Origin of the sequence: Streptomyces sp. NRRL WC-3618 (assembly GCF_001280005.1) — a bacterium.
Classification (GTDB): Bacteria; Actinomycetota; Actinomycetes; order Streptomycetales; family Streptomycetaceae; genus Streptomyces.
The window spans coordinates 17270-40121 of the sequence record NZ_LGDW01000073.1 but is presented as its reverse complement, the minus strand read 5'-3'; the positions used below and the strand labels follow the sequence as shown (position 1 = coordinate 40121).

At 70.4% G+C, this 22852-nt stretch carries 23 protein-coding genes; 12 read left to right on the top strand and 11 right to left on the bottom strand.

The features are described from left to right. The first annotated feature begins 39 nt into the window (after positions 1-39). From ADL01_RS10215 to ADL01_RS10195, 5 genes are all read left to right on the top strand, one after another. Entirely contained in the window at positions 40-240 is a 201-nt protein-coding gene (locus ADL01_RS10215) for a CopG family transcriptional regulator (RefSeq protein WP_053741608.1), read from the top strand. Further along, entirely contained in the window at positions 237-626 is a 390-nt protein-coding gene (locus ADL01_RS10210; protein ID WP_053741607.1) for a type II toxin-antitoxin system death-on-curing family toxin, read from the top strand. The genes ADL01_RS10215 and ADL01_RS10210 overlap by 4 nt, the downstream gene beginning before the upstream one ends. 149 nt (positions 627-775) lie before the next feature. Continuing rightward, complete coding sequence (locus tag ADL01_RS10205; protein WP_053741606.1) at positions 776-2575, top strand: DEAD/DEAH box helicase; 1800 nt, start codon at positions 776-778, stop codon at positions 2573-2575. Positions 2576-2901: 326 nt separating this feature from the next. After that, positions 2902-3543, top strand: coding sequence for an IclR family transcriptional regulator (locus ADL01_RS10200; protein WP_053741605.1), 642 nt, complete (start codon positions 2902-2904; stop codon positions 3541-3543). Between the two features lie 114 nt (positions 3544-3657). Next, the gene (locus tag ADL01_RS10195; protein ID WP_053741604.1) at positions 3658-4449 is read left to right on the top strand and encodes a S16 family serine protease; all 792 of its coding nucleotides are present in this window, start codon (positions 3658-3660) and stop codon (positions 4447-4449) included. Positions 4450-4501: 52 nt separating this feature from the next. On the opposite strand, the gene ADL01_RS10190 is transcribed toward ADL01_RS10195, so the two are convergent. The 6 genes from ADL01_RS10190 to ADL01_RS10165 form a co-directional block, all read right to left on the bottom strand. After that, positions 4502-4690, bottom strand: a complete 189-nt coding sequence (locus ADL01_RS10190; RefSeq protein ID WP_053741603.1) for a hypothetical protein — start codon at positions 4688-4690, stop codon at positions 4502-4504. 14 nt (positions 4691-4704) lie between these two features. Next, complete coding sequence (locus tag ADL01_RS10185) at positions 4705-5292, bottom strand: winged helix-turn-helix domain-containing protein (RefSeq protein WP_053741602.1); 588 nt, start codon at positions 5290-5292, stop codon at positions 4705-4707. Between the two features lie 78 nt (positions 5293-5370). Then, positions 5371-6228, bottom strand: coding sequence for an ABC transporter permease (locus ADL01_RS10180; protein WP_053741601.1), 858 nt, complete (start codon positions 6226-6228; stop codon positions 5371-5373). Beyond that, positions 6225-7460, bottom strand: a complete 1236-nt coding sequence (locus ADL01_RS10175) for an ABC transporter ATP-binding protein (RefSeq protein WP_053741600.1) — start codon at positions 7458-7460, stop codon at positions 6225-6227. Before ADL01_RS10175 ends, ADL01_RS10180 begins: the two co-directional genes overlap by 4 nt. Beyond that, complete coding sequence (locus tag ADL01_RS10170; RefSeq protein ID WP_053741647.1) at positions 7453-8100, bottom strand: ABC transporter permease; 648 nt, start codon at positions 8098-8100, stop codon at positions 7453-7455. The genes ADL01_RS10175 and ADL01_RS10170 overlap by 8 nt, the downstream gene beginning before the upstream one ends. A 59-nt stretch (positions 8101-8159) precedes the next feature. Beyond that, positions 8160-8636: an Lrp/AsnC family transcriptional regulator gene (locus tag ADL01_RS10165; protein ID WP_053741599.1), complete on the bottom strand. Its 477-nt coding sequence runs from the start codon at positions 8634-8636 to the stop codon at positions 8160-8162. A gap of 127 nt (positions 8637-8763) precedes the next feature. On the opposite strand from ADL01_RS10165, the gene hppD reads away from it, so the two are divergent. Continuing rightward, a complete protein-coding gene (gene hppD, locus ADL01_RS10160) occupies positions 8764-9909 on the top strand; it encodes a 4-hydroxyphenylpyruvate dioxygenase (RefSeq protein WP_053741598.1) in 1146 nt (381 codons plus the stop codon). A gap of 80 nt (positions 9910-9989) precedes the next feature. Here the strand turns inward: hppD and ADL01_RS10155 are convergent, their stop codons facing one another. Then, positions 9990-11426: a tetratricopeptide repeat protein gene (locus tag ADL01_RS10155; RefSeq protein ID WP_053741597.1), complete on the bottom strand. Its 1437-nt coding sequence runs from the start codon at positions 11424-11426 to the stop codon at positions 9990-9992. A 92-nt stretch (positions 11427-11518) separates the two neighbouring features. On the opposite strand from ADL01_RS10155, the gene ADL01_RS10150 reads away from it, so the two are divergent. After that, positions 11519-12925: an FAD-binding oxidoreductase gene (locus ADL01_RS10150; RefSeq protein ID WP_053741596.1), complete on the top strand. Its 1407-nt coding sequence runs from the start codon at positions 11519-11521 to the stop codon at positions 12923-12925. Between the two features lie 17 nt (positions 12926-12942). Here the strand turns inward: ADL01_RS10150 and ADL01_RS10145 are convergent, their stop codons facing one another. Next, positions 12943-13437: an SsgA family sporulation/cell division regulator gene (locus tag ADL01_RS10145; protein ID WP_053741595.1), complete on the bottom strand. Its 495-nt coding sequence runs from the start codon at positions 13435-13437 to the stop codon at positions 12943-12945. Between the two features lie 268 nt (positions 13438-13705). Between ADL01_RS10145 and ADL01_RS10140 the strand changes: the two genes are divergently transcribed. Together ADL01_RS10140 and ADL01_RS10135 are read left to right on the top strand one after the other, a co-directional pair. Next, positions 13706-15148, top strand: a complete 1443-nt coding sequence (locus tag ADL01_RS10140) for an RDD family protein (RefSeq protein WP_078960425.1) — start codon at positions 13706-13708, stop codon at positions 15146-15148. Between the two features lie 332 nt (positions 15149-15480). After that, positions 15481-16167 carry an RDD family protein gene (locus ADL01_RS10135; RefSeq protein WP_053741593.1) on the top strand — a complete coding sequence of 229 codons (687 nt, stop codon included), beginning with the start codon at positions 15481-15483 and terminating at the stop codon, positions 16165-16167. A gap of 111 nt (positions 16168-16278) precedes the next feature. Here ADL01_RS10135 and ADL01_RS10130 read toward each other — a convergent pair whose 3' ends face one another. After that, the gene (locus ADL01_RS10130) at positions 16279-16560 is read right to left on the bottom strand and encodes a hypothetical protein (RefSeq protein ID WP_053741592.1); all 282 of its coding nucleotides are present in this window, start codon (positions 16558-16560) and stop codon (positions 16279-16281) included. Between the two features lie 357 nt (positions 16561-16917). Between ADL01_RS10130 and ADL01_RS10125 the strand changes: the two genes are divergently transcribed. Together ADL01_RS10125 and ADL01_RS10120 are read left to right on the top strand one after the other, a co-directional pair. Continuing rightward, positions 16918-19290 (top strand): immune inhibitor A domain-containing protein, encoded by a 2373-nt coding sequence (locus tag ADL01_RS10125; protein WP_053741591.1) that lies wholly within the window; start codon positions 16918-16920, stop codon positions 19288-19290. Between the two features lie 123 nt (positions 19291-19413). Continuing rightward, on the top strand, positions 19414-19776 hold the full coding sequence (locus ADL01_RS10120; protein WP_053741590.1) for a hypothetical protein: 363 nt from the start codon (positions 19414-19416) through the stop codon (positions 19774-19776). Between the two features lie 620 nt (positions 19777-20396). Here ADL01_RS10120 and ADL01_RS10115 read toward each other — a convergent pair. Continuing rightward, positions 20397-20981: a nicotinamidase gene (locus ADL01_RS10115; RefSeq protein ID WP_053741589.1), complete on the bottom strand. Its 585-nt coding sequence runs from the start codon at positions 20979-20981 to the stop codon at positions 20397-20399. A 130-nt stretch (positions 20982-21111) separates the two neighbouring features. Next, positions 21112-22452, bottom strand: coding sequence for a nicotinate phosphoribosyltransferase (locus tag ADL01_RS10110; protein WP_053741588.1), 1341 nt, complete (start codon positions 22450-22452; stop codon positions 21112-21114). Positions 22453-22538: 86 nt separating this feature from the next. Between ADL01_RS10110 and clpS the strand changes: the two genes are divergently transcribed. Then, entirely contained in the window at positions 22539-22847 is a 309-nt protein-coding gene (gene clpS / locus ADL01_RS10105) for an ATP-dependent Clp protease adapter ClpS (protein ID WP_053741646.1), read from the top strand. Positions 22848-22852: the final 5 nt, after the last annotated feature.

The window sequence follows — 22852 nt, the reverse complement described above, 5'->3', positions numbered from 1 at the left end:
TGGTACCAATCTGACCCCGGCGGGTGGTACCGTTTTGGTATGGCTATGAACCTGCGTCTTCGCGACGACCAGACGGAAGCTCTGAAGCTGCGCGCCGAGGAGGAGGGCACGAGTATGCACGCCATATTGCTGAAGGCTGTGGACGACTACCTCTCCAGGACGGCTCACGAGGCGCTGGTCCGTAAGGCCGCCAAGGAGCAGACCGTCAAGTGGGCCGAACTGTTGGAGCGGCTCAAGTGACGTACATCTATCTGTCGGCCGAGGACGTTCTGGACATCGCCGGACTCGCTGTCGACGATCAGCAAGTTGTCGTTCGTGACGCCGGTCTGCTCGAGTCGGCCGTGCATCGTCCCTCGGCTTCGATGTTCGGGCAGGAGGCGTACTCCGACCTGTTCGATAAAGCGGCGGCCCTCTTGCAGTCGCTCGCTGTCAACCGCCCCTTCGTCGACGGCAACAAGCGCACCGCGTGGACCTCCTGCGTCGTCTTTCTGGCGCTGAACGACGTTCAGCTGCGGCCGGACATCGATACCGCCGAACGTCTGGTGATCGCGGTGGCCTCCGGCAGCGTGGACGAGGTCAAGGCCATCTCCGAGGTGCTGCGGGACCTGGCCGAGCCGTCGGTGTGAGCTGAGTCCCATCCCCGGGTCACCCCGCGTCGTACGCACGTTGACACGACCGGGCCGCCGGTAGGGTGGCCCGGTTGTCATACGTAGCCCCAGCCGTCGCTGTGGCTACGGCCGCCGCAGAGCCGCCCGACCGATCACCCCCGGAGACCGTGACTACCACCGCCGCCAGTGCCGCCACGAACCACCACCTCTCGCCCGCCTTCCCCGGCCGCGCCCCCTGGGGTACCGCCAGCAAGCTGCGGGCCTGGCAGCAGGGGGCGATGGAGAGGTATCTCAAGGAGCAGCCGCGTGACTTCCTCGCCGTCGCCACTCCCGGCGCCGGCAAGACGACGTTCGCGCTGACGCTCGCCTCCTGGCTGCTGCACCACCATGTCGTGCAGCAGGTGACCGTGGTCGCGCCCACCGAGCATCTGAAGAAGCAGTGGGCCGAGGCGGCGGCGCGGATAGGGATCAAGCTCGACCCCGAGTACAGCGCGGGGCCGCTCAGCAAGGAGTACCAGGGCGTCGCCGTGACGTACGCGGGTGTCGGTGTGCGGCCCATGCTGCACCGCAACCGCTGCGAACAGCGCAAGACCCTCGTCATCCTCGACGAGATCCACCACGCGGGAGACTCGAAGTCCTGGGGTGAGGCCTGTCTGGAGGCGTTCGAGCCCGCCACCCGGCGCCTGGCGCTCACCGGTACGCCCTTCCGGTCCGACACCAATCCCATCCCCTTCGTGACGTACGAGGAGGGGAACGACGGCATCCGGCGCTCCTCCGCCGACTACACCTACGGGTACGGGAACGCGCTGGCCGACCATGTCGTGCGGCCCGTCATCTTCCTCTCCTACAGCGGGCAGATGCGGTGGCGGACCAAGGCGGGCGACGAGATCGCCGCCCGGCTCGGCGAGCCCATGACCAAGGACGCCGTCTCGCAGGCCTGGCGTACCGCCCTCGACCCGCGCGGCGAGTGGATGCCCAGCGTGCTGCGCGCCGCCGACAAACGGCTGACCGAGGTGCGCAAGGGCATCCCGGACGCCGGGGCGCTCGTCATCGCCACCGACCAGGAGTCCGCCCGCGCCTACGCCAAGCTGATCCGCGACATCACGGGCACCCGGGCCACCGTCGTCCTCTCCGACGACACCGGCGCCTCCAACCGCATCGACGAGTTCGCGAACAACGACTCCCGCTGGATGGTCGCCGTCCGCATGGTGTCCGAGGGCGTCGACGTGCCCCGGCTGGCGGTCGGCGTCTACGCCACCACCATTTCCACGCCCCTCTTCTTCGCCCAGGCCGTCGGACGCTTCGTGCGCTCCAGGCGGCGCGGCGAGACGGCCTCTGTCTTCCTGCCGACCGTCCCCGACCTCCTCACCTTCGCCAACGAGATGGAGGTCGAGCGCGACCACGCCCTCGACAAGCCCAAGAAGGAGGGCGAGGAGGACCCGTACGCCGAATCCGAGAAGGAGATGGAGGAGGCGAACCGGGAGGAGGACGAGGACACCGGGGAGCAGGAGCAGTTCTCCTTCGAGGCGCTGGAGTCCGACGCGGTCTTCGACCGGGTGCTGTACGACGGCGCCGAGTTCGGTATGCAGGCGCACCCGGGCAGCGAGGAGGAGCAGGACTACCTCGGGATTCCGGGGCTGCTCGAACCCGACCAGGTGCAGTTGCTGCTGCAGAAGCGGCAGGCCCGGCAGATCGCGCACAGCCGCAAGAAGCCCGACGACGAGGCCGATCTCCTCGAACTGCCCGCCGAGCGGCGGCCCGTGGTCTCCCACAAGGAGATGCTGGAGCTGCGCAAGCAGCTCAACACGATGGTCGCCGCGTACGTCCATCAGACCGGCAAGCCGCACGGGGTGATCCACACCGAGCTGCGCCGCACCTGCGGCGGGCCGCCGAGCGCGGAGGCGACGGCGGGACAGCTGCGACAGCGCATCGCCAAGGTGCAGGAGTGGGCCACCCGGATGCGGTGACCGTCGCACCGCTGTCCGGCGCGTCCGGTGAGGGGCGTGTGCGGTCGTGCACACGCCGTGCATTTCGGGAGGAAGCGCAGCAGTCCGTACCGTCGAGTGACCGGATTCTGGACGTAGCCTTCCGCTGAGCGAACTCCCTTCGCTACTGTCCCCGACACGTACACGCCCCGTGGCAGCGCCGCCGCGGAGCGCAGTCGTGCAGCGACCGTGTCCGGGAGAGCCCCGGCCGCCGCCGATCGGCCGCCTCTGACGCGCGTCGCCCACGGGACCGGTGACGCATCAGCCGTCAGGGAGTCGCCGACTCACCACGTGAAGGAGTGGGCGTCGTGACCGCGGAGACCTCCCAGACGCTCGACCGGGGACTGCGCGTCCTCAAGCTGCTCGCCGACACCGACCACGGGCTGACCGTCACCGAGCTGTCGACCCGGCTCGGTGTGAACCGGACCGTCGTGTACCGCCTGCTGGCGACCCTGGAACAGCACGCGCTCGTACGCCGTGACGTGGGCGGCCGGGCCCGCGTGGGGCTGGGCGTGCTGCGGCTCGGCCGGCAGGTGCATCCCCTCGTACGGGAGGCCGCGCTGCCGGCGCTCAGATCGCTGGCCGAGGACATAGGCGCGACCGCCCACCTGACCCTGGTCGACGGGACGGAGGCGCTCGCCGTGGCCGTCGTCGAGCCGAGCTGGACCGACTATCACGTGGCGTACCGGGCCGGTTTCCGGCACCCCCTGGAGCGCGGCGCGGCCGGCAAGGCCATCCTCTCCGCCCGGCAACAGCCCCCCGTCGAGCCCGGATACACCCTCACGCACGGGGAGTTGGAGGCCGGCGCGAGCGGGGCCGCGGCTCCGCTGATCGGCGTGACGGGGGTCGAGGGAAGCGTCGGGGTCGTGATGCTCGCGGACGCGGTGCCCGAGCGGGTGGGGCCGCGGGTGATGGACGCGGCGCGGGAAGTGTCCGAGGCGCTGCGCTGAGAGGCGAGCCCCGGCGGGCTCAGGCGGGCTCAGGCGGGCTCCGGCGATCTTCTGCGGGCGAGGGGCGGGGAAGCCGCCCCCGGCCGAAAACGGCCCCCGCGTTAGATTGACCTCGTGCTCTCTCGTCTCACGCGCCCCCGGGCCGTCGCCGTCTGTGCCCTGCCCGTCGTGGCGCTGCTCGCCACGGCGGCGTTCGCGCCGTTGCCGTTCGCCGTGGCGCAGCCAGGTCTGACGGCGAACGTTCTCGGCGCCAACAAGGGCGACCCGATCATCACGATCACCGGCGCGACGACCCGTAAGACGCGCGGCGAGCTGCGGATGACGACCATCGAGGCGACGGGCCCGGACACCCACGTGACCCTCGGCGACGTACTCGACGGCTGGTTCCGCAGCGACCAGGCCGTGATGCCGCGCGACGCGGTGTACCCGAGCGGGAACAGCACCAAGGAGATCGAGCAGCACAACGCGGCCGAGATGAGGAAGTCGCAGGACGCGGCGACCGAGGCGGCCCTGAACTACCTGGACGAGGGCTCCGGCAAGATCAAGGTCAGCCTGAAGCTCGCCGATGTCGGCGGCCCCAGCGCCGGGCTCCTCTTCTCCCTCGGCGTCGTCGACAAACTCGACGGCGACGGCAAGGGCGGCGACCTGACTGGCGGTCGCACCGTCGCCGGTACGGGGACGATCGACGCGGACGGCACGGTCGGCGCGGTGGGCGGGGTGGCCCTGAAGACGCAGGCGGCGCGTCGCGACGGCGCGACCGTCTTCCTGGTACCCCGTGCGGAGTGCTCGGATGCGAAGTCGGAGCTTCCGAAGGGCTTGCGGTTGATTCCCGTCACGTCGCTCAAGGGGACGGTCGAGGCCTTGGTGGCGCTGGAGACGGGGCGGGGCAAGGTACCGAGCTGTTAGCTCCGCCGGATACGCCCGGATACGCGGTGGGGCACGCGTTCTTGCCCGGGGTTCAGGCGATCCGGGGCCTCGGCGGTGTGGAGGCCAGGCGCAGGCCGACCTCTACGAGGGTCCAGCCGACGCGGGTGCGCAGGTCCTTCGGGGGGCGCTTGGCGGACTGGGCGAGGCGGTGGGCGTCGGCCTCGGCACGGAGGTCGGCGGCGTGGAGGGTGTGCGGGGCGAGGTAGGTCTCGGGGTTCATCGGGGCGTCGCCTCTCAGATCGTGTGGGTCGGGAAGACGTGGGTGTGGACGCGTACCGTCTCGGCTTCCGGGGTGCCTTCGGCCGGGGCGTGGGCGCGGTAGCTGTCGACGAGTTCGTGCATGCGGTGGATCAGTTCGAGGGCGCTCTCGGGGGTCAGCCGTAGCGTCATGTCACTCATGTCCGAGGAGCGCTTCCACGCGACGGACCAGTCGTTCGGGTTGCCGAGCCAGGTCGCGATCTCCCGGGTGTGCGTGTTCGCGACCTCGTGGATGAACAGGTCGGCGGCGCCACGGACAGCCGGGTCGGGGTCCTTGAGCAGGGCGTCATCGAACTGCACACCTTCGTGGACCGACCTCCACCAGCGCTCCCGTCCCTTGCCGTGCCCCGGCGCGTCCTCGACGAAGCCGTGCGTGGCCAGCTGGCGCAGGTGGTAGCTGGTCGCGCCGCTCGACTCGCCCAGTTTCGCGGCCAGTTGGGAGGCGGTGGCGGGCCCGCCGCGCCGCAGTGCGGTCAACAGCCGCATCCGCAGGGGATGGGCGAGACCGCGCAGTGAACGGGCGTCGAGTACGTGCGGTGTGAGTTCTTCGGGCTGCTCGGGCATGTGTCCAAAGGTAGCGTTGCAAAGGAATGGTTGCAAGGGATTCTTTGCAACCACTCCTTTGTAAGTTCGGCTCCTACTTCACGAACCTCCGGCCGTCACCGTCGGCTCGGCGCCGTCTCGTGTCCCCGCCTCCAACCCTCGTGGCCGTAACAGCAGTTCGGCCAGTGAGGCCAGCCAGTCCACCAGCAGCGCCAGTACGACGGTGAGGATCGAGCCCAGCATCAGCACCGGCAACCGGCGGCTGGTGATCCCGGTCGTGATCAGCACCCCCAGCCCACCGCCCCCGCCGAACGCGGCCAGCGTCGCCGTGCCCACGTTCAGCACGAGCGCCGTACGCACACCCGCGAGGATCAGCGGTACCGCCAGCGGCAGTTCGACCCGGGCCAGCACCCACGTCGACGACATGCCGATGCCCCGCGCGGCCTCCAGGAGCGTCGGGTCGTTGGCCTTCAGGCCGGCGATCGTGTTCGACAGGACGGGCAGGACCGCGTACGCCACGATGCCGATCAGTGCGGCCTTCCGGCCGATGCCCAGCCAGATCACCAGCAGCGCCAGCAGACCGATCGCCGGGGTCGCCTGACCCGTGTTGGCGACCGCCATCGCCACCGGGGCCGCCCGGCGGAAGGCCGTGCGCGTGAGCAGAACGCCCAGCGGGATCGCGATGACGAGCACGAGGAACGTCGAGATCACGGTCAGCTCCACATGCTGGCGCAGGGCCTTCGACACCTGCCCGTTCGACAGCGCGTTCTCGGAGATCGCGTCCAGATCGGCCTGCCGGAACCACAGCCAGGTGACGAGCAGCACGAGGAGAAGGGCGCAGGGCAGGAGCGTCAGCCGCTGCCAACTCAGCGTGGCTGCAGGGGCCTTGCCGGCAGGGACCGAAGGGCCTGTGCCCGTGCCTGTATCCGTACGGGTATCCGCCGTAGTAGCGGTCACGCCCGCACCCCCTCTGCCTCTACCTCTTCGTCCCTCTCCCGTTCCGTCCGCGCCGCCTCCACCTCGTGCCGGCCCCGGACCGCCTCCAGTCGGTCGGCGTGAAGGAGTTCGCGCACCGAGTGCATCAGCGTCTCCATGTCGACGACGCCCTCGTACTCGCCCCGCCACCCCGTCACCGCGACCCGCCCCGCGTGGTCCGTCAGCACCGCCTCCAGCGCGTCCCGCAGGGTCGCGTCCCGGGTCACCGTGCCGGACACCGGTGTGCCGGCGCGCGCCAGCGAACCCCGGGCCCGCATCAGGTCGCCCCGCCGCAGCCACCGGTAGGGCCGGCGCCGCTTGTCGAGCAGCAGGATCTCGTTCGTACGGCTGGACCGGAGCTTGTTGAAGACCTCCTGGAGCGGGTCGCCGACGGTCACCGTCGGACGGTCGGTGATCTCCACGTTCCGTACGCGCGTGAGGTTCAGCCGCTTCAGTGCCGCCCCCGCGCCCACGAACCCGGACACGAAGTCGTCGGCGGGGTGCGTGAGGATCGCCTCGGGGGTGTCGAACTGGGCGATGTGCGAGCGCTCGCGCAGGACCGCGATCCGGTCGCCCAGTTTGATCGCCTCGTCGAAGTCGTGGGTGACGAAGACGATCGTCTTGTGCAGCTCGCGCTGGAGCCGGATCAGCTCGTCCTGGAGGTGCTCCCGGGTGACCGGGTCCACCGCGCCGAACGGCTCGTCCATCAGCAGGACCGGCGGATCGGCCGCCAACGCCCTTGCCACGCCCACCCGTTGCTGCTGGCCGCCGGACAGCTGACGCGGATAGCGGTCATGGAACTCGCCGGGGTCGAGACCGACCAGGTCGAGCATCTCCGCCACCCGGGCCTTGATCCGCCCCGCCGGCCAGCCCGTCATCCTCGGCACGAGCGCGATGTTCTGGGCGACGGTCATGTGCGGGAAGAGACCGGACGACTGGATCGCGTACCCGATCCGGCGGCGCAGCCTCACCGGGTCCATGTCGGTGACGTCCTCGCCGCCGATGCGGATGCGCCCGCCGGACGGCTCGATCAGCCGGTTGATCATCTTCAGGGTCGTCGACTTCCCGCAGCCCGACGGGCCGACGAGGACGACGGTCTCGCCCGCCTTGATCTCCATCGAGACGTTGTCGACGGACGGCCCGGAGCTTCCCGGATACCTCTTGGTGAGGTTCTCCACCTCGATCGTGGCGCTGTGGGCGCTGGTCTCAGACACGGATGCCCCTCGGAATCGTCAGCCGGCCCAGAACCACATACGCCGCGTCGAACAGCAGCGCGAGCACGATGATCCCCAGCGTGCCCGCGAGGACCTGGTTCAGGGCGTTCTCGCTGCCCAGCGAGGCGATGCCCCGGAAGATCTCGTTGCCGAGGCCCGGCCCCGAGGCGTATGCGGCGATGGCCGCGATGCCCATCAGCATCTGGGTCGAGACCCGGACACCGGTCAGGATCGGCGGCCAGGCCAGCGGCAGCTCCACCCTGGCCAGCCGTGCCGCCCGGGACATGCCGATGCCCTTCGCCGCGTCCACCAGCGAGGGGTCGACGCCGCGCAGGCCCACGATCGCGTTGCGCACGATCGGGAGGAGGCCGTAGAGGGTGAGGGCGACGACCGTGGGGGCCACGCCCAGGCCCACGACCGGGATGAGCAGGCCGATCATCGCCAGCGAGGGGACCGTCAGGATCGTCGACGTCGTCGTGGTCGCCAGACTCGCCGCCCACTCGCTCCGGTAGGTGACGGCGCCGAGCGCCACCCCGACGACCGTCGCCACGACCATGCACTGGAAGACGGCACTGGCGTGCTGGAACGTGTCCGTGAGCAGTTGCTGATGGCGGTTTCCGAGGTACTCCCAGAAGCTCACCGCCATCACCCTCCAGCCCGTCCCGGTTCACCCGTATCGGTTCAGTCGCTTCAGTCGCTTCAGTCGCCGTGCTCCGAGGCCGCCTGTTCCACGAGCGGGATGATCCGCAGCGGAACGGGGTTCTCCATGACGATCGCCGTGGCGGCCCGGTCGATGCCATCAAATCCGACCACCCGGTCGATCACCCGCTGGAGATCGGCGTTCGAGCGGGCCACCAGCCGGCACAGCATGTCCCCGCTGCCGGTGGTCGTGTGCAGTTCCAGCACCTCCGGTACGGACGCCAAGTGGGCCCGTACGTCCGGCCCTTGGCCCTGCCGGATCTGGAGAGTCGCGAACGCGGTGACCGGGTAGCCGAGGGCCGCCGGGTCCACCTGCGGCCCGAATCCCCGGATGACGCCATTCGACTGAAGCCGGTCCAGCCGCGCCTGCGCCGTCCCCCGCGCCACCCCCAGCCGCCGGGACATCTCCAGTACGCCGATCCGTGGCTCCCGCGCGAGCAGCACGATGATCCGCCCGTCCAGCTCGTCGATCGTCACAGCAGGCCCCCAGCCGGGTGGTCATCCTGTACAGAAAGCCCGTATGTCTGCCCTTATAGCTGAGCAGAATGTTCAGCACCAGAGCAAACTGTTGCGCACCTTGCCGTGACGGGGTCACGCTGCCGCTATGACGCAGACCACACACCTCACTCCCGACACCGCCCGGCAGGCAGACTCCTTCCCGGTCAAGGGAATGGACGCGGTCGTCTTCGCCGTGGGCAACGCCAAGCAGGCGGCGCACTACTACTCCACGGCGTTCGGCATGCGGCTCGTCGCCTACTCCGGGCCGGAGACGGGCAGCCGCGAGACGGCGTCGTACGTCCTGGAGAACGGCTCCGCCCGGTTCGTGTTCACCTCGGTCGTCAAGCCCGCCACCACCTGGGGCCACTTCCTGGCCGGGCATGTGGCCGAGCACGGTGACGGCGTCGTCGACCTCGCCATCGAGGTCCCGGACGCCCGCGCCGCGTTCGCGTACGCCGTCGAGCACGGCGCCCGCCCGCTGGCCGAGCCGTACGAGCTGAAGGACGAGCACGGCACGGTCGTCCTCGCCGCGATCGCCACGTACGGCGAGACCCGGCACACCCTCGTCGAGCGCTCGGGGTACGACGGCCCGTACCTCCCGGGGTTCGCCGCCGCGGCCCCGATCGTCGAACCGCCCGCCCGGCGCACCTTCCAGGCGATCGACCACTGCGTGGGCAACGTCGAGCTCGGCCACATGAACGAATGGGTCGGCTTCTACAACAAGGTCATGGGCTTCACGAACATGAAGGAGTTCGTGGGCGACGACATCGCCACCGAGTACAGCGCGCTGATGTCGAAGGTCGTCGCCGACGGCACCCTCAAGGTCAAGTTCCCGATCAACGAGCCCGCCCTCGCCAAGAAGAAGTCCCAGATCGACGAGTACCTGGAGTTCTACGGCGGCGCGGGCGTCCAGCACATCGCGCTCAACTCGAACGACATCGTCGAGACCGTACGGACCATGCGGGCGGCCGGGGTCCAGTTCCTCGACACACCCGACTCGTACTACGACACCCTGGGGGAGTGGGTCGGCGACACCCGCGTCCCCATCGAGACCCTCCGCGAGCTGAAGATCCTCGCCGACCGCGACGAGGACGGCTATCTGCTCCAGATCTTCACCAAGCCGGTCCAGGACAAGCCGACCGTCTTCTTCGAGATCATCGAACGACACGGCTCGATGGGCTTCGGCAAGGGCAACTTCAAGGCCCTCTTCGAGGCGATCGAACGGGAGCAGGACAAGCGCGGCAACCTGTAGTCAGGAACCTGTAGTCAGGAATCGGTGGTCGGCCGGGCGGGCCGGACGTTACGGCTCGCCCAGCTCACTGCTCGCCCGGCTCACTGCTCGCCCAGTTCCGACAGTGCCGCCTTCGCCGCCGGCGCCCCCGCCGGAGAGAAGTACGGGTTGATCCGCAGCGCCTCCGCCAGATGCCGGCGCGCGGGCCCCGTGAGCCCCAGCCCCTGCTCGATCATGCCCCGGTGGTACGCGTACAGCGCGCTGCGCACCTCGCCGCCGTGCTCCTTGTCGGTCGTCCGCCTCGCCCAGCTGAGCGCCTCCGCGTCCTTGCCCGCCCGGTGCAGCGCCCACCCCAGCGCGTCCGCGACCTCGAGCCCCGGCTGCCGCGCCCACTCCGCCGTGAGCCGCCGTACGGCCGACCCCGCGTCCCCGTGGTCCGCCTCGAACCGCCCGAGCAGCAACTCCCCGTCGACACCGTCGACCTGCTCCTTCACGATGCGCGCCCGGAGCGCCGCGTACTGAGTCTGCGCCTTTGCGGGCCGCCCCAGGAATTCGTACAATTCGCCTAGTTCCAGGGCGTGTTGAGGTGACGGCTGGCGGGCGAGGGCCGCGCGGTAGGCGTCGAGGGCCTCCGCCTGCCGGCCCAGGGCGGCCAACGCCCGTCCCTCGCCCGCCCGCGCGGAACCCAGCCCGGGATCGAGACGCCGGGCCGCCGTGAAGTGCCGCAGCGCGTCCGCCGGTTCACCCCGCTCCCACGCCAACTCGCCCTCCTGGCACTGCCATTCGGCCTCCTCGGCCCGGGTCTCGGCCCGCGCCACCGCGTCCGCGAGCGCCGCCTGCGCGTCCTCGCGCCGGCCCTCGTCCCGGTACACGCCCGCCGCCCGCGCCAGCGCCGCCGGTACCGCGCCCCCGGAACGCAGCCCCTGCAAGTCCTCCAGCGTCCGCCGCACCGCCTTGTAGTCACCGAGGCCCGTGTACGCGTCGAGCAGCGCCGGATACGACGTCCAGCGCTTCGGCGCCTGCCGCACCGCCGCCTCGCCCCACTTCCGCGCGGCCGGGAAGTCACGGCGCGCGTTCGCCAGCGCGGCCATGGCGCCGAGCCCCTCCGCGTTGTCCGCCGGGCGCACCCTCAGCGACGTACGCAGCGCCCGCTGCGCCCTCGGGAAGTCCGCGGTGTCCGCCGCCCGCAGGCCGCGCTCCACATAGGCCGAGCCGAGCTGCGCCCAGGCCTGCCCGTCCCTCGCATGGGCGCGTACGAACGCCTCACGGTCGCCGATGAACGCCGTCAGGTCGGACAGCACGGCGGGTGCTCCGGCGGTCACCGCCAGTCCCGCACGAGCCGCCGGACCAGGCGCCGGAGCCGGGGCGGGACGGTCCGAGGGCAGCAGCATCAGGGCGCCGCCGAGTAGCACACACCCCGCGAGTGCGGCGGTCAACGGGCGCGGGAGGACATGACCACGGACACGACCTCGGACATGGCCACGGACACGACCTCGGACCTGACCACGAACACGCGCACGGATTTTCTCCATCTCCATGGCGCTCACTGTGCGTCAGTACGACGACCTGATTCCCGTACCGAAAGCTCCGCGCGGACGGGGTTCACACCGATGGCCCCGGGTGCGACGCTGTGATCATGAGCCGTATCCAAGCCGCACCCGACGAAGCCCAGGGCAACCTCACGGACCGGCTCCTCGCGGAGTTGCCGGCCGAGGCCGTGCTCACCGATCCGGACGTCACCGCCGCCTACGCCAACGACATGGCGAGCTTCTGCGAGGCCGGCACCCCGGCCGTCGTGGTCCTGCCGCGCACCGTCGAACAGGTCCAGCACGTCATGCGCGTCGCCACCGAACTGCGCGTCCCGGTGGTCCCCCAGGGCGCCCGCACCGGACTGTCGGGCGCGGCCAACGCGTCCGAGGGCTGCATCGTGCTGTCGCTGGTGAAAATGGACCGGATCCTGGAGATCAGCCCGGTCGACCGCATCGCCGTCGTCGAGCCCGGCGTCGTCAACGCCACGCTCTCCCGCGCCGTCAACGAACACGGCCTGTACTACCCACCGGACCCCTCCAGCTGGGAGATGTGCACGATCGGCGGCAACATCGGCACCGCGTCCGGCGGGCTGTGCTGCGTCAAGTACGGCGTCACCGCCGAGTACGTCCTGGGCCTGGACGTCGTGCTGGCCGACGGGCGGCTCATGTCCACCGGGCGGCGCACCGCGAAGGGCGTCGCCGGGTACGACCTCACCCGGCTGTTCGTGGGCTCGGAGGGCTCCCTCGGCATCGTCGTACGGGCGGTGCTGGCCCTCAGGCCACAGCCGCCCCAGCAGCTCGTGCTGGCCGCCGAGTTCCCCTCGGCCGCCGCAGCGTGCGACGCCGTGTGCCGGATCATGGAGGGCGGTCACGTGCCGTCCCTCCTCGAACTGATGGACCGTACGACCGTCAAGGCCGTCAACGATCTCGCGCACATGGGGCTGCCGGAGACCACCGAGGCCCTGCTGCTGTGCGCCTTCGACACCCACGACCCCGCCGCCGACCTGGCCGCCGTCGGCGCGGTCTGCGAGGCGGCCGGGGCGACGCAGGTGGTTCCCGCCGACGACGCCGCCGAGTCCGAACTGCTCCTCCAGGCGCGGCGGTTGTGCCTCGTCGCGCTCGAGGCGGTCAAGGGCACGACGATGATCGACGACGTGTGCGTACCCCGGTCGCGGCTCGCCGAGCTGCTGGAGGGCGTCGAGCGCATCGCCGAGAAGTACGGGCTGACCATCGGGGTCTGCGCCCACGCGGGCGACGGCAACACCCACCCCACGGTCTGCTTCGACGCCCAGGACCCCGACGAGGCCCGGCGGGCCCGCGAGTCCTTCGACGAGATCATGGCCCTCGGCCTGGAACTCGGCGGCACGATCACCGGGGAGCACGGCGTCGGCGTCCTCAAGAAGGAGTGGCTGGCGCGCGAGCTGGGCCCGGTGGGCGTGGAGATGCAGCGGGCGGTGAAGGCGGCCTTCGACCCGCTGGGCATCCTCAACCCGGGCAAGCTCTTCTGACGAGCAGGCGGTACGTCTCACACATATCCCCCCTCGCCGTCCTGGGACTCGTCCGACGGCCACGGGTCGCGCAGCCACAGCTCGTCGGGCGCGGTGGGCGCGGTGGGCGCGAGCAGCTTGGCGAGGCCGTCGTCGATGCCGAGCTGCTCGGCCTCGGCGCCCGGGGGAACCGCCCGCAGCGTGCGCTCCAGCCACGCCGACACCTGCGCGGTGGGCGCCTCCAGCAGGGCGTCTCCGTCGGGTGAACTCAGCGCCATCAGGACGACGCTGCGCCCCTCGACCTTCGTCGGCCACACCCGCACGTCACCGTGACCGCACGGCCTGAACACCCCCTCGACGAGGAGCTCACGGGCGAACGTCCAGTTCACGGGGTTCTCGGAGCTGATGTGGAAGGCGATGTGGACGGCGAACGGATCGTTGGTCAGGTAGGTGAGGCGGGCGGGCACCGGGATGCTCCGCTCCGGCGACAGGATGAGTTGCAGCTCCAGCTCCCGTTCCACCACGGTGTTCATGGCGTGACTCATGGCGGGCACTTCCTCTCGTTGCCGGGGCCCGCGTCGGGCCCGTACGAGGAGAGAGCGCGGGGAGGCGTCAGCATTACGCGAGTTCCGGGAGTTTTTTTTCGGAGAGTTTCTTGCGGATGGTGTCGGAGCCGCCGCGACTGATGGCAGAAGCTGTCACGAACGGAGTAGGTACGGCGGGAGGGGTAATGGGGCGTGCGCCGGTCTGATAGATGTGGGGCACCCCAAATGACCCCCGAGCAGATACGGGACGACGGACATGAGCGCCCCAACCCCGGCCCCCGGTGACGACAGGCCCCGCGAAGGGTATTACCCGGACCCGTCCATTCCTGGATATGTCCGGTTCTGGAACGGCTCCTCCTGGGTGCCGGGCACCAGCCGGCCGGCGCCGTCCGACGGCGCGTCCGTCGCGGCGCGGGTCGAGGAGACCGGGCCGCACTTCTTCGACGAGGACCCGCGCTCGCCGGGCGCCGAGCCGCGTCGGGCGCCCTCGGCCGACGCCCAGCACGGCAGCCGGCCCGAACCGGCGTCCGCCTGGGGCGCCGACCGCTCCCACCAGTCCGGCTTCGGCGGCGACCGGGACCGCCAGGTCTCCTGGGGCTCCCCGGCCCAGACCGTCGACCCGCGGGCGGCCGACCCCAGGGCCGCCGTCGAGCCCCCGGTCCAGCCGGACGGATGGTCGGCCCGTACGGACGGGTCGGCGACGATCCCACCGGTCGAGCAGGACGCCGGTGACGTGCCCGAGTCGGGCACGTTCGTGTTCCGCCGGCCCACCCCGGGACCGGCCGCCGCCGGCCCCGCCCCCTCCGAGGGCACCATGACCTTCCGCGCGCCCTCCCCGCGCACGGGGCGCGAAAACGCGGCGGGCGGCGCGCAGCCGGGGAGCACGAGCCCCCCGGAGGCCACGCAGGGCCCGGTCACGGCGCCCGCGCCGGCACCCGCGCAGGGCCCCGGTTTCGGCGCCGGCAAGGCCGCGGCGGCCCGCGCGGCAGCGGCCCAGGGCGCCGCCCCCGCCCCGCTGCCCGCGCCCCCGGCCGTCCCCCGGCAGAACCCTCCCGGCACCGGTGCGCCCATGGCCCCCGACGCCGGCGGCGGCCAGCCGTCCTGGGCCCAGCAGGTGCACCGCCTGGCCGCGCCCGAGGAGGGCGGCGAACCGCGCGTCACGCCCTGGAAGCCACCCGTCGACGACGTGTTCCAGGCCGCCGCCCGACGACAGGCGGCGGCGCGTCCGGCGGGCCTCGGCAAGCGGCTGGTCGCACGGCTGGTGGACACCCTGGTCCTCGGCGCCCTGACCGCCGTGGCCGCCGTACCGCTGGGCTCCCTGGCCGTCGACCACGTCACCGAGAAGATCGACGCGGCGAAGGTGTCCGGCGAGACCGTGACCGTGTGGCTGCTGGACGGTACGACCGGGCTGTACCTGGGCATCGTGCTGGCCGTGCTGCTGCTGGCCGGGGTCCTGTCCGAGGCGTGGCCCACGGCCAAGTGGGGCCGCACTCTCGGCAAGAAGCTGGTCGGTCTGGAGGTCCGGGACATAGAGGGCCATGAGCCGCCGTCGTTCGGCGCGTCCCTGCGCCGCTGGCTCGTCTACTGCGTTCCGGGGCTGCTAGGTATCGGCATCGTGGGTGTCCTGTGGTGCCTGTTCGACCGCCCGTGGCGCCAGGGCTGGCACGACAAGGCGGCGCACACGTTCGTGGCGGGCTAGGTCGCGTCCGCAAAGTCCCCGCCTGCCTCGCGGCGTCTGGCACGCCCTCTCGCCGCACCGAGTGAAAACCCACGTACATCCAGTACGAGGGCTTCCGCCCGGCACGCCCAGAGCACGCGCAGGACGGCGCCGGGCCTGCCCTCCGGGCCACGCGCCAGTCGGCGCCGGGCCCGCCCTCCCGGCGGACGACGGGAAGGTGACGACAGACCCTGGCCCACCCGGCCGTACGCCCGATGCGGGCCGCCGCATAAGCCGTACGCCTCGCCTGATCCGGTACCCCGGACGGCCGCTCGCCGGATGCGGAAACGGGCGGTTCGCGGTCGACTCGGGCCATGAGCAGCGAACCGCCCCCCGGCGCCGGTCAGCAGCCACCGGAAGACGACGACCCGTTCAGGAAGCAGCCACCGCCTCCGTCGTACGGCGCGGGCGATCCCTACGGCGGCTCAGGCCCCACCGGCGGCGGCTCGCCGTACGGAGGCGGCGGCGGCTCGCCGTACGGAGGCGGCGGCGGCTCGCCGTACGGAGGCGGCGGCGGTGATCCGTACGGTGGCGTCGGCGACCCCCTCGCCGGCATGCCCCCGCTCGCCGACGGCGGTCGGCGGGTGCTCGCGCGGCTCATCGACATGGTCCTCGTCGGTATCGTCGTCGGGCTGTTGACCTGGGGTTTCAACGTCCACGAGTACGACATGAACGGTGACGACATCAACTACGGCCGCCAGGTCGGCCAATCGGTCATCGCCGCCGTGCTCTACATCGCGTACGACACGATCATGATGTCCCGGACCGGGCAGACACTCGGCAAGAAGTGGCTCAGTCTGCGGGTCGCCAACCTCGACAACGGCGCCACGCCCTCCGCGCAGACCATGTTCGTCCGCTCGCTCGTGCTGTGGATCCCGTTCGCGTTCTGCTGCGCCTGCGTCTGGACGGCGATCGCGGGCGGCTGGAGCTTCTTCGACAAGCCGTACAAGCAGGGGCTGCACGACAAGGCGGCCAAGACGGTGGTGGTCAGCACCGGTTGACCGGGGCGGTCGCCGCAGGCCGGTCAACTCCGGGGAACACGACAGCGGTTGGGTGGGGCCCGTGTCACGCGGGCCCCACCCAACCGCTGTCGGCGTGGCGGAGAGGGTCGTTCAGTCCTGTCGTGCCGAGGCCCGTACCGGGACGCGTTCGCGTCGCGGAGCCGGGGCGGCCGAGGAGGCGACGACCTGTGAGGGGGTCCGGGCCTGCTTGGGCCGGGGCACGGTCAGGGCGACGAGCAGTCCCAGGACGAGCCCCACGAGGGCGATCAGCGCGACCACCGGGCCCGAACTCGTCTGGGACAGCAGCAGCATGGCGAGCGTCGAGAGAATCACGGTGCACGAACCGTAGACGAGCTGTGCGACGGTCGGACGAGGCGCGGTCGGACGAGGCATGGCAATCGAGTCCTCGTTGGATTCGGGGGTGAGGGGAGCGTGTCGACCTGGCTTTCCGCCGGACAACCGGCGTCCGCCAACCGACTCTAATCGCGTGCATGCCCGACTGGAACGCGCGGTAAGCGTGACCTAACCCACGGCTCCGGAGCACAGGGGGCGCACGGAGTCATGACGTCCATCAAGTGGACGCGCCTACGCGCCGGTAACGTACTTGACCTGTCCAAGTCAAGATCTGTCTTTTCTTCTAAACCTCTAGTCAAATTAAGTCACTTGACTACACGCGTATACCGCCCGCGGACAGCTTCCGAACCAGGAACCCCCCATCCGCGCGGACTGGACGCGGGGGAGGACCCTCAAGTGACCAGCAGACCCTGGACGTTCAGAACGGCGGCCGTCGGTGTGGCACTCGCCACAGCCGCCGCCACCTTTTCCACCTTCGCCATAGCCGAGGCCGACTCGGGCTCCGGCAAGGGCACTTCGGCCGCGTCGGCCGCGAACCGCCTCGACCCGGCGGAACGGCAGCACGCCGAGCACGACCTCGACGGCCCGCTCAGCCAGACCCAGGATGCCCAGCGCGAGGAAGCCCTCCGGCAGGTCATCTCCGGCGAGTCCACCGCCAAGAACCGCAACGGCTCGCAGGTCGTGCAGCTCAAGGGCAAGGGCAAGGGCAAGGGCAAGGGCAAGTTCGTCGAGCTCGGCCGCGAGCGAACCGACAAGATCTTCACGATCCTCGTCGAGTTCGGCGACCAGGTCGACAGCCGCTACGGCGGCACGCCCGGCCCGCTGCACAACCAGATAGCCGCGCCGGACCGCACCAAGGACAACAGCACTGCCTGGCAGGCGGACTACAACACCAAGCACTTCAAGGAGCTCTACTTCGGCACCGGCAAGGGTGTCGAGTCGATGAAGAAGTACTACGAGAAGCAGTCCTCGGGCCGCTACTCGGTCGAGGGCACGGTCTCGGACTGGGTGAAGGTCCCCTACAACGAGGCCCGTTACGGCTCCAACAGCTGCAACCCCGACAACTGCGCCTGGTTCGCGGTGCAGGACGGGGTCACCGCCTGGGTCGCGGAGCAGAAGGCAGCCGGCGCGACCGACGCGGCGATCAAGAAGCAGCTGGCCGCCTACGACCAGTGGGACCGCTACGACTTCGACGGCGACGGCAACTTCAACGAGCCCGACGGCTACATCGACCACTTCCAGATCGTGCACGCAGGTGAGGACGAGTCCGCCGGTGGTGGCGTACAGGGCGAGGACGCCATCTGGGCCCACCGCTCGTACGCGTACGGCACCGACAAGGGCGTGACCGGCCCCGCGAACAACCTGCTCGGCGGCGCGCAGATCGGCGACACCGGCATCTGGGTCGGCGACTACACGATCCAGCCGGAGAACGGCGGACTCGGCGTCTTCGCCCACGAGTACGGCCACGACCTCGGTCTGCCCGACCACTACGACACCACCAACACCGGTGAGAACTCGACCGGTTACTGGACCCTGATGTCGTCCGGCTCCTGGCTCGGCACCGGCGGCGACAACATCGGCAACCTGCCCGGTGACATGACCGCCTGGGACAAGCTCCAGCTGGGCTGGCTCAAGTACGACAAGGCGAAGGCCGCGAAGAAGTCGAGCCACAAGCTGGGCGTCGCCGAGTACAACACCAAGAACCCGCAGGCGCTCGTCGTCACGCTGCCCGACAAGTCGGTCACGACGCAGGTCGTCACCCCGGCACAGGGCGCCACCCAGTGGTTCAGCGGCAGCGACAACAACCTCAACAACACGCTGACCCGTTCGGTCGACCTCACCGGCAAGTCCTCGGCCACCCTCACCCTGGACGGCTGGTACGACGTCGAGGCCGACTTCGACTACGTGTACACCGAGGTCTCCACCAACGGCGGCGCCAACTGGACGCCCCTGGACGGCACGGTCGACGGCGCGCCCATCCCGCGCGACGGCAGCGGCAAGCCGGCGCTCACCGGCACGGTGGACGCGTACAAGAAGCTCTCGTACCCCCTGGACGCCTACGCGGGCAAGAAGTTCGACCTGCGCTTCCGCTACACGTCCGACGGCGGCGTCTCCCAGACGGGCTTCACGGCCGACGAGATCACCCTCACCGCCGACGGCGCCACCCTCTTCGCCGACAACGCGGAGAGCGCGGACGCCGCCTGGGAGACGAAGGGCTTCTCGCGCATCGGCGCGTCCTACACGGGCAGCTACCCGCAGTACTACATCGCCGAGAACCGCCAGTACGTGTCGTACGACAAGACCCTCAAGGTCGGCCCGTACAACTACGGCTTCTCGACGACCCGTCCGGCCTGGGTCGAGCACTACCGGTACCAGACCGGCCTGTTGATCTGGAAGTGGGACACGTCCCAGAAGGACAACAACGTCACCGCCCACCCGGGCCTCGGCAAGATCCTTCCGGTGGACGCGCACCCGACCCCGCTGAAGTGGGCGGACGGCACGCTGATGCGCAGCCGCATCCAGTCCTACGACTCCCCGTTCAGCCTGTACCGCACGGACGCGCTCCGGCTGCACAAGGCGGACGTGCTCACGAAGGTCGCCTCCCAGAAGGGCGTGTCGACCTTCAACGACCACACCTCCACGTACTACGACGCGGCGACCCCGCTCGCGGGTGTGAACATCACTGACACCAACACCAAGATCAAGATCGTCAAGCAGTCCAAGGGCGGCTCCACGATCTCGGTCCAGGTCGGTCCCGCAGTGAAGTAGGCCACGTTTTCGCAGGTCAGAGCATGATCGGCCGTGACCCCTCTGGCGGGTCGCGGCCGATCGTGTTTAGGTGCGTCCTGTGGTTTTCTTATTGACACCGAGTCCCACGGGGGGTGTGGCCGCATGGCCGCAGGAGGTTTCTGCAAGCTGCCCAGTGGCAGCGTGGTGGTGGCGCTGAACCTGCCCAGCCCCGCCGCTCCGACCGGCAGACCCACGGGCGTGTGCCTGGACGACGTACGCGTCCTGGTGCTGGCCCAGAACCGCGCCAGGGCACTGACCCGCCTGCGCAACCTGGGCCTGCGAGCGGTCTACCTCCGGGGCAACGCGGCACCGCCCACCCCCGACGAGATCACGGCGGTCCTCCACCACCCCGACGGCCTCATATGGCGCAAGGCGCTGGACCACAGCGTCCCGTCCGCCCTGGAGCGCACGGAGCTGTGGCATCCGATCAGGTCGCTGCTGCGGAGGCCGAGGGCACGGGTGTGACGGCGGCGGACGTCCAGTGCGGTCCTACGTCCTGCGACTTGGGTCGTACGCCGGATGTGACCGGTAGACGTAGGACCTTCCGTCTCATTGCGGGGAACCACCGCCCATTTGGCCGCTGCAAACGGGACCCTCAGTTCCGGTGGCGCGGAGCGTCACCTCTTCGCTACAGTCTGCGATGCACCGTGAGGTGCCGGTCAGGGCTTGGCCGTCATGAGGCCGCCAAGACGGCCAAGTGAGAAGCCCCCTGCCCCTTGGGGAGGGGGAGGAGTCACAGCCTCGCCGCATGACGGCAGGGGCAGGTGGGAAGGGGGGTGGCTTGGCCACCCGCGACACCCAACCCGACCGGGAGCAACCTGATCGCCTCGGGCCTGGGCTGGCGCTACTCCGGCCAGACCCGGGGCGTGGCCCTGGTCGGCATCGTACGCATTGGGGACTCGCGTGAGAGCGGCCCTCGTACGTCTGGTTCCAGGTCAGCCCGGAGATCATCCAGGCCAGGGGAACCAGCCGCCGAGATGACCGACCGGGACCTGATGCGCAACGGGAAGTGGCTGGACCAGGCCGCCCGGCTGACCCGGGCGTACGGCCGTTACGCCACCGGCGCCGACCTGGGCCTCCGGCCGCTACACGACCGGCTTCCCCGACAGCTCCACGCCCGCCGCCCGCAGCTCCTCCAGTGCCCGTTCCGTCGTCCCCTCGGCCACCCCGGCCGTGAGGTCGAGCAGCACCTGCGTACGGAAGCCCTCGCGCGCCGCGTCCAGGGCGGTCGCCTTGACGCAGTGGTCGGTCGCGATGCCGACCACGTCGACCTCGTCGATCTCACGCGCCCGCAGCCAGTCGCCCAGCGCGACCCCGTTCTCGTCGGCGCCCTCGAAGCCGCTGTAGGCCGCCGCGTACGCGCCCTTGTCGAAGACGGCGTCGATCGCGCCGGAGGCGACCGCCGGGGCGAAGTTCGGGTGGAAACCGACGCCCTCCGTGCCGGCCACGCAGTGCGCGGGCCAGGAGTGCTGGAAGTCGGGGTTGTCGGCGAAGTGACCGCCGGGGGCGATGTGGTGGTCGCGGGTCGCCACGACATGGCGGTATCCGGCGGGGGCCTGCCCGATCAGCTCGGTGATCGCGGCGGCGACATCGGAGCCCCCGGCCACCGCGAGACTGCCTCCCTCGCAGAAGTCGTTCTGCACGTCTACGACGATCAAGGCGCGGCGCATGGTCGGATTCCTTCGACTGCCGATGTGAATATGTGAACTTCCGAGCCTAGAGACTTCGGCTCCGCTTCGGGAGGGGGCATTCGGGGCAACCGGCGCGCGAAGAAGCCTGTTGCCCCTGCGCCCCTGGGTGTCAGGTACCCAGGTGGAAGTACTCCGTCGGAATGACGGCCTCCCCGCGCGACAGCTGGGTCGCCGACAGCGGCAGGTTCGCGCGCGCGACGGCATGCCGGTCCCGTACGACATCCAGCGGCTCGCGGGCGATCACCTGACCGCCCTTGACCAGCTCCACCAGCAGCTGCCGGTCCGCCAGCTCACCGGGCACCGGCCCCGTACCGATCACCTCGGCCTCCGCGACCCCGTCCCGGTCGAGCCGTCGGGCCGCCCACTTCCGGCCCCCGATCGACGTCTTCCCGCCGCTCGACTTCTTCGCCACCGGGACCAGCGGAGCGTTCGGGTCCGCCGACTCCGCGCGGGCGACGAGTTTGTAGACCATGGAGCACGTGGGGTGGCCGGAACCCGTCACCAGCTGGGTGCCGACCCCGTACGCGTCCACCGGCGCCGCCGCCAGCGAGGCGATCGCGTACTCGTCGAGGTCCGAGGTCACGATGATCCGCGTCCGCTCCGCGCCCAGCGCGTCCAGCTGCTGCCGCACCCGGTGCGCGACCAGGAGCAGATCCCCGGAGTCGATGCGCACCGCGCCCAGCTCCGGCCCGGCGACCTCCACCGCCGCCCGTACCGCCTCGGTCACGTCGTACGTGTCCACCAGTAGCGTCGTGCCGCGGCCCAGCGACTCGACCTGGGCCTGGAAGGCGTCCCGCTCGCGGTCGTGGAGCAGGGTGAACGCGTGGGCGCTCGTCCCGACGGTCGGGATGCCGTAGCGGAAACCGGCGGCCAGGTCGGACGTGGTCGAGAAACCGCCGACGTACGCGGCCCGGGACGCGGCCACCGCGGCAAGCTCGTGGGTGCGCCGGGCGCCCATCTCGATCAGCGGGCGGTCACCGGCGGCCGAGGCCATCCGGGACGCGGCCGCCGCGATGGCCGAGTCGTGGTTGAGGATGGAGAGGATCACCGTCTCGAGCAGCACGCACTCCGCGAAGGAGCCCTCGACCCTGAGGACCGGCGAGCCCGGGAAGTAGACCTCGCCCTCAGGATAGCCCCAGATGTCCCCGTCGAACCGGTACGAGGCCAGCCAGTCGACGGTCTCCTCGTCGACGATCCGGCGCTCGCGCAGGAAGCCGAGGACGTTCGCGTCGAAACGGAAGTTCTCCACCGCGTCCAGCACCCGCCCGGTGCCCGCGACGACACCGTAACGGCGCCCCTCGGGCAGCCGCCGGGTGAAGACCTCGAAGACCGACCGCCGGTCGGCGGTGCCCGCCCTCAGGGCGGCCTGCAGCATCGTCAGCTCGTAGTGATCCGTGAAGAGCGCCGTCGAGGGGACGTCCACCGGCAGCCCAATGCCCGCTGTGTTCATGGAGGGGATGCTACCCCCATCTCGTCACTTTGACGATTTCCAGCTTGATTTGGCCGGTGACCCCCTTCTGGTGGCAGCATGGGCATGTGACGTCACCCGCTCCCGTAGAGATCGAACGCACCGAGTCGGCGGAGGAGACCTTCGCCGTACCCGAGCCCGACGTCCCCTGGGTCACCATCGTCCACAACGACCCGGTCAACCTCATGAGCTATGTGACCTACGTCTTCCAGACCTACTTCGGCTATCCGAAGGACAAGGCCACCAAGCTCATGAAGGACGTCCACCACAAAGGCCGGGCGGTTGTCTCCAGCGGCAGCCGCGAGGAGATGGAACGCGACGTGCAGGCCATGCACGGCTACGGTCTGTGGGCCACCCTTCAGCAGGACCGGAAGTAGCGAAC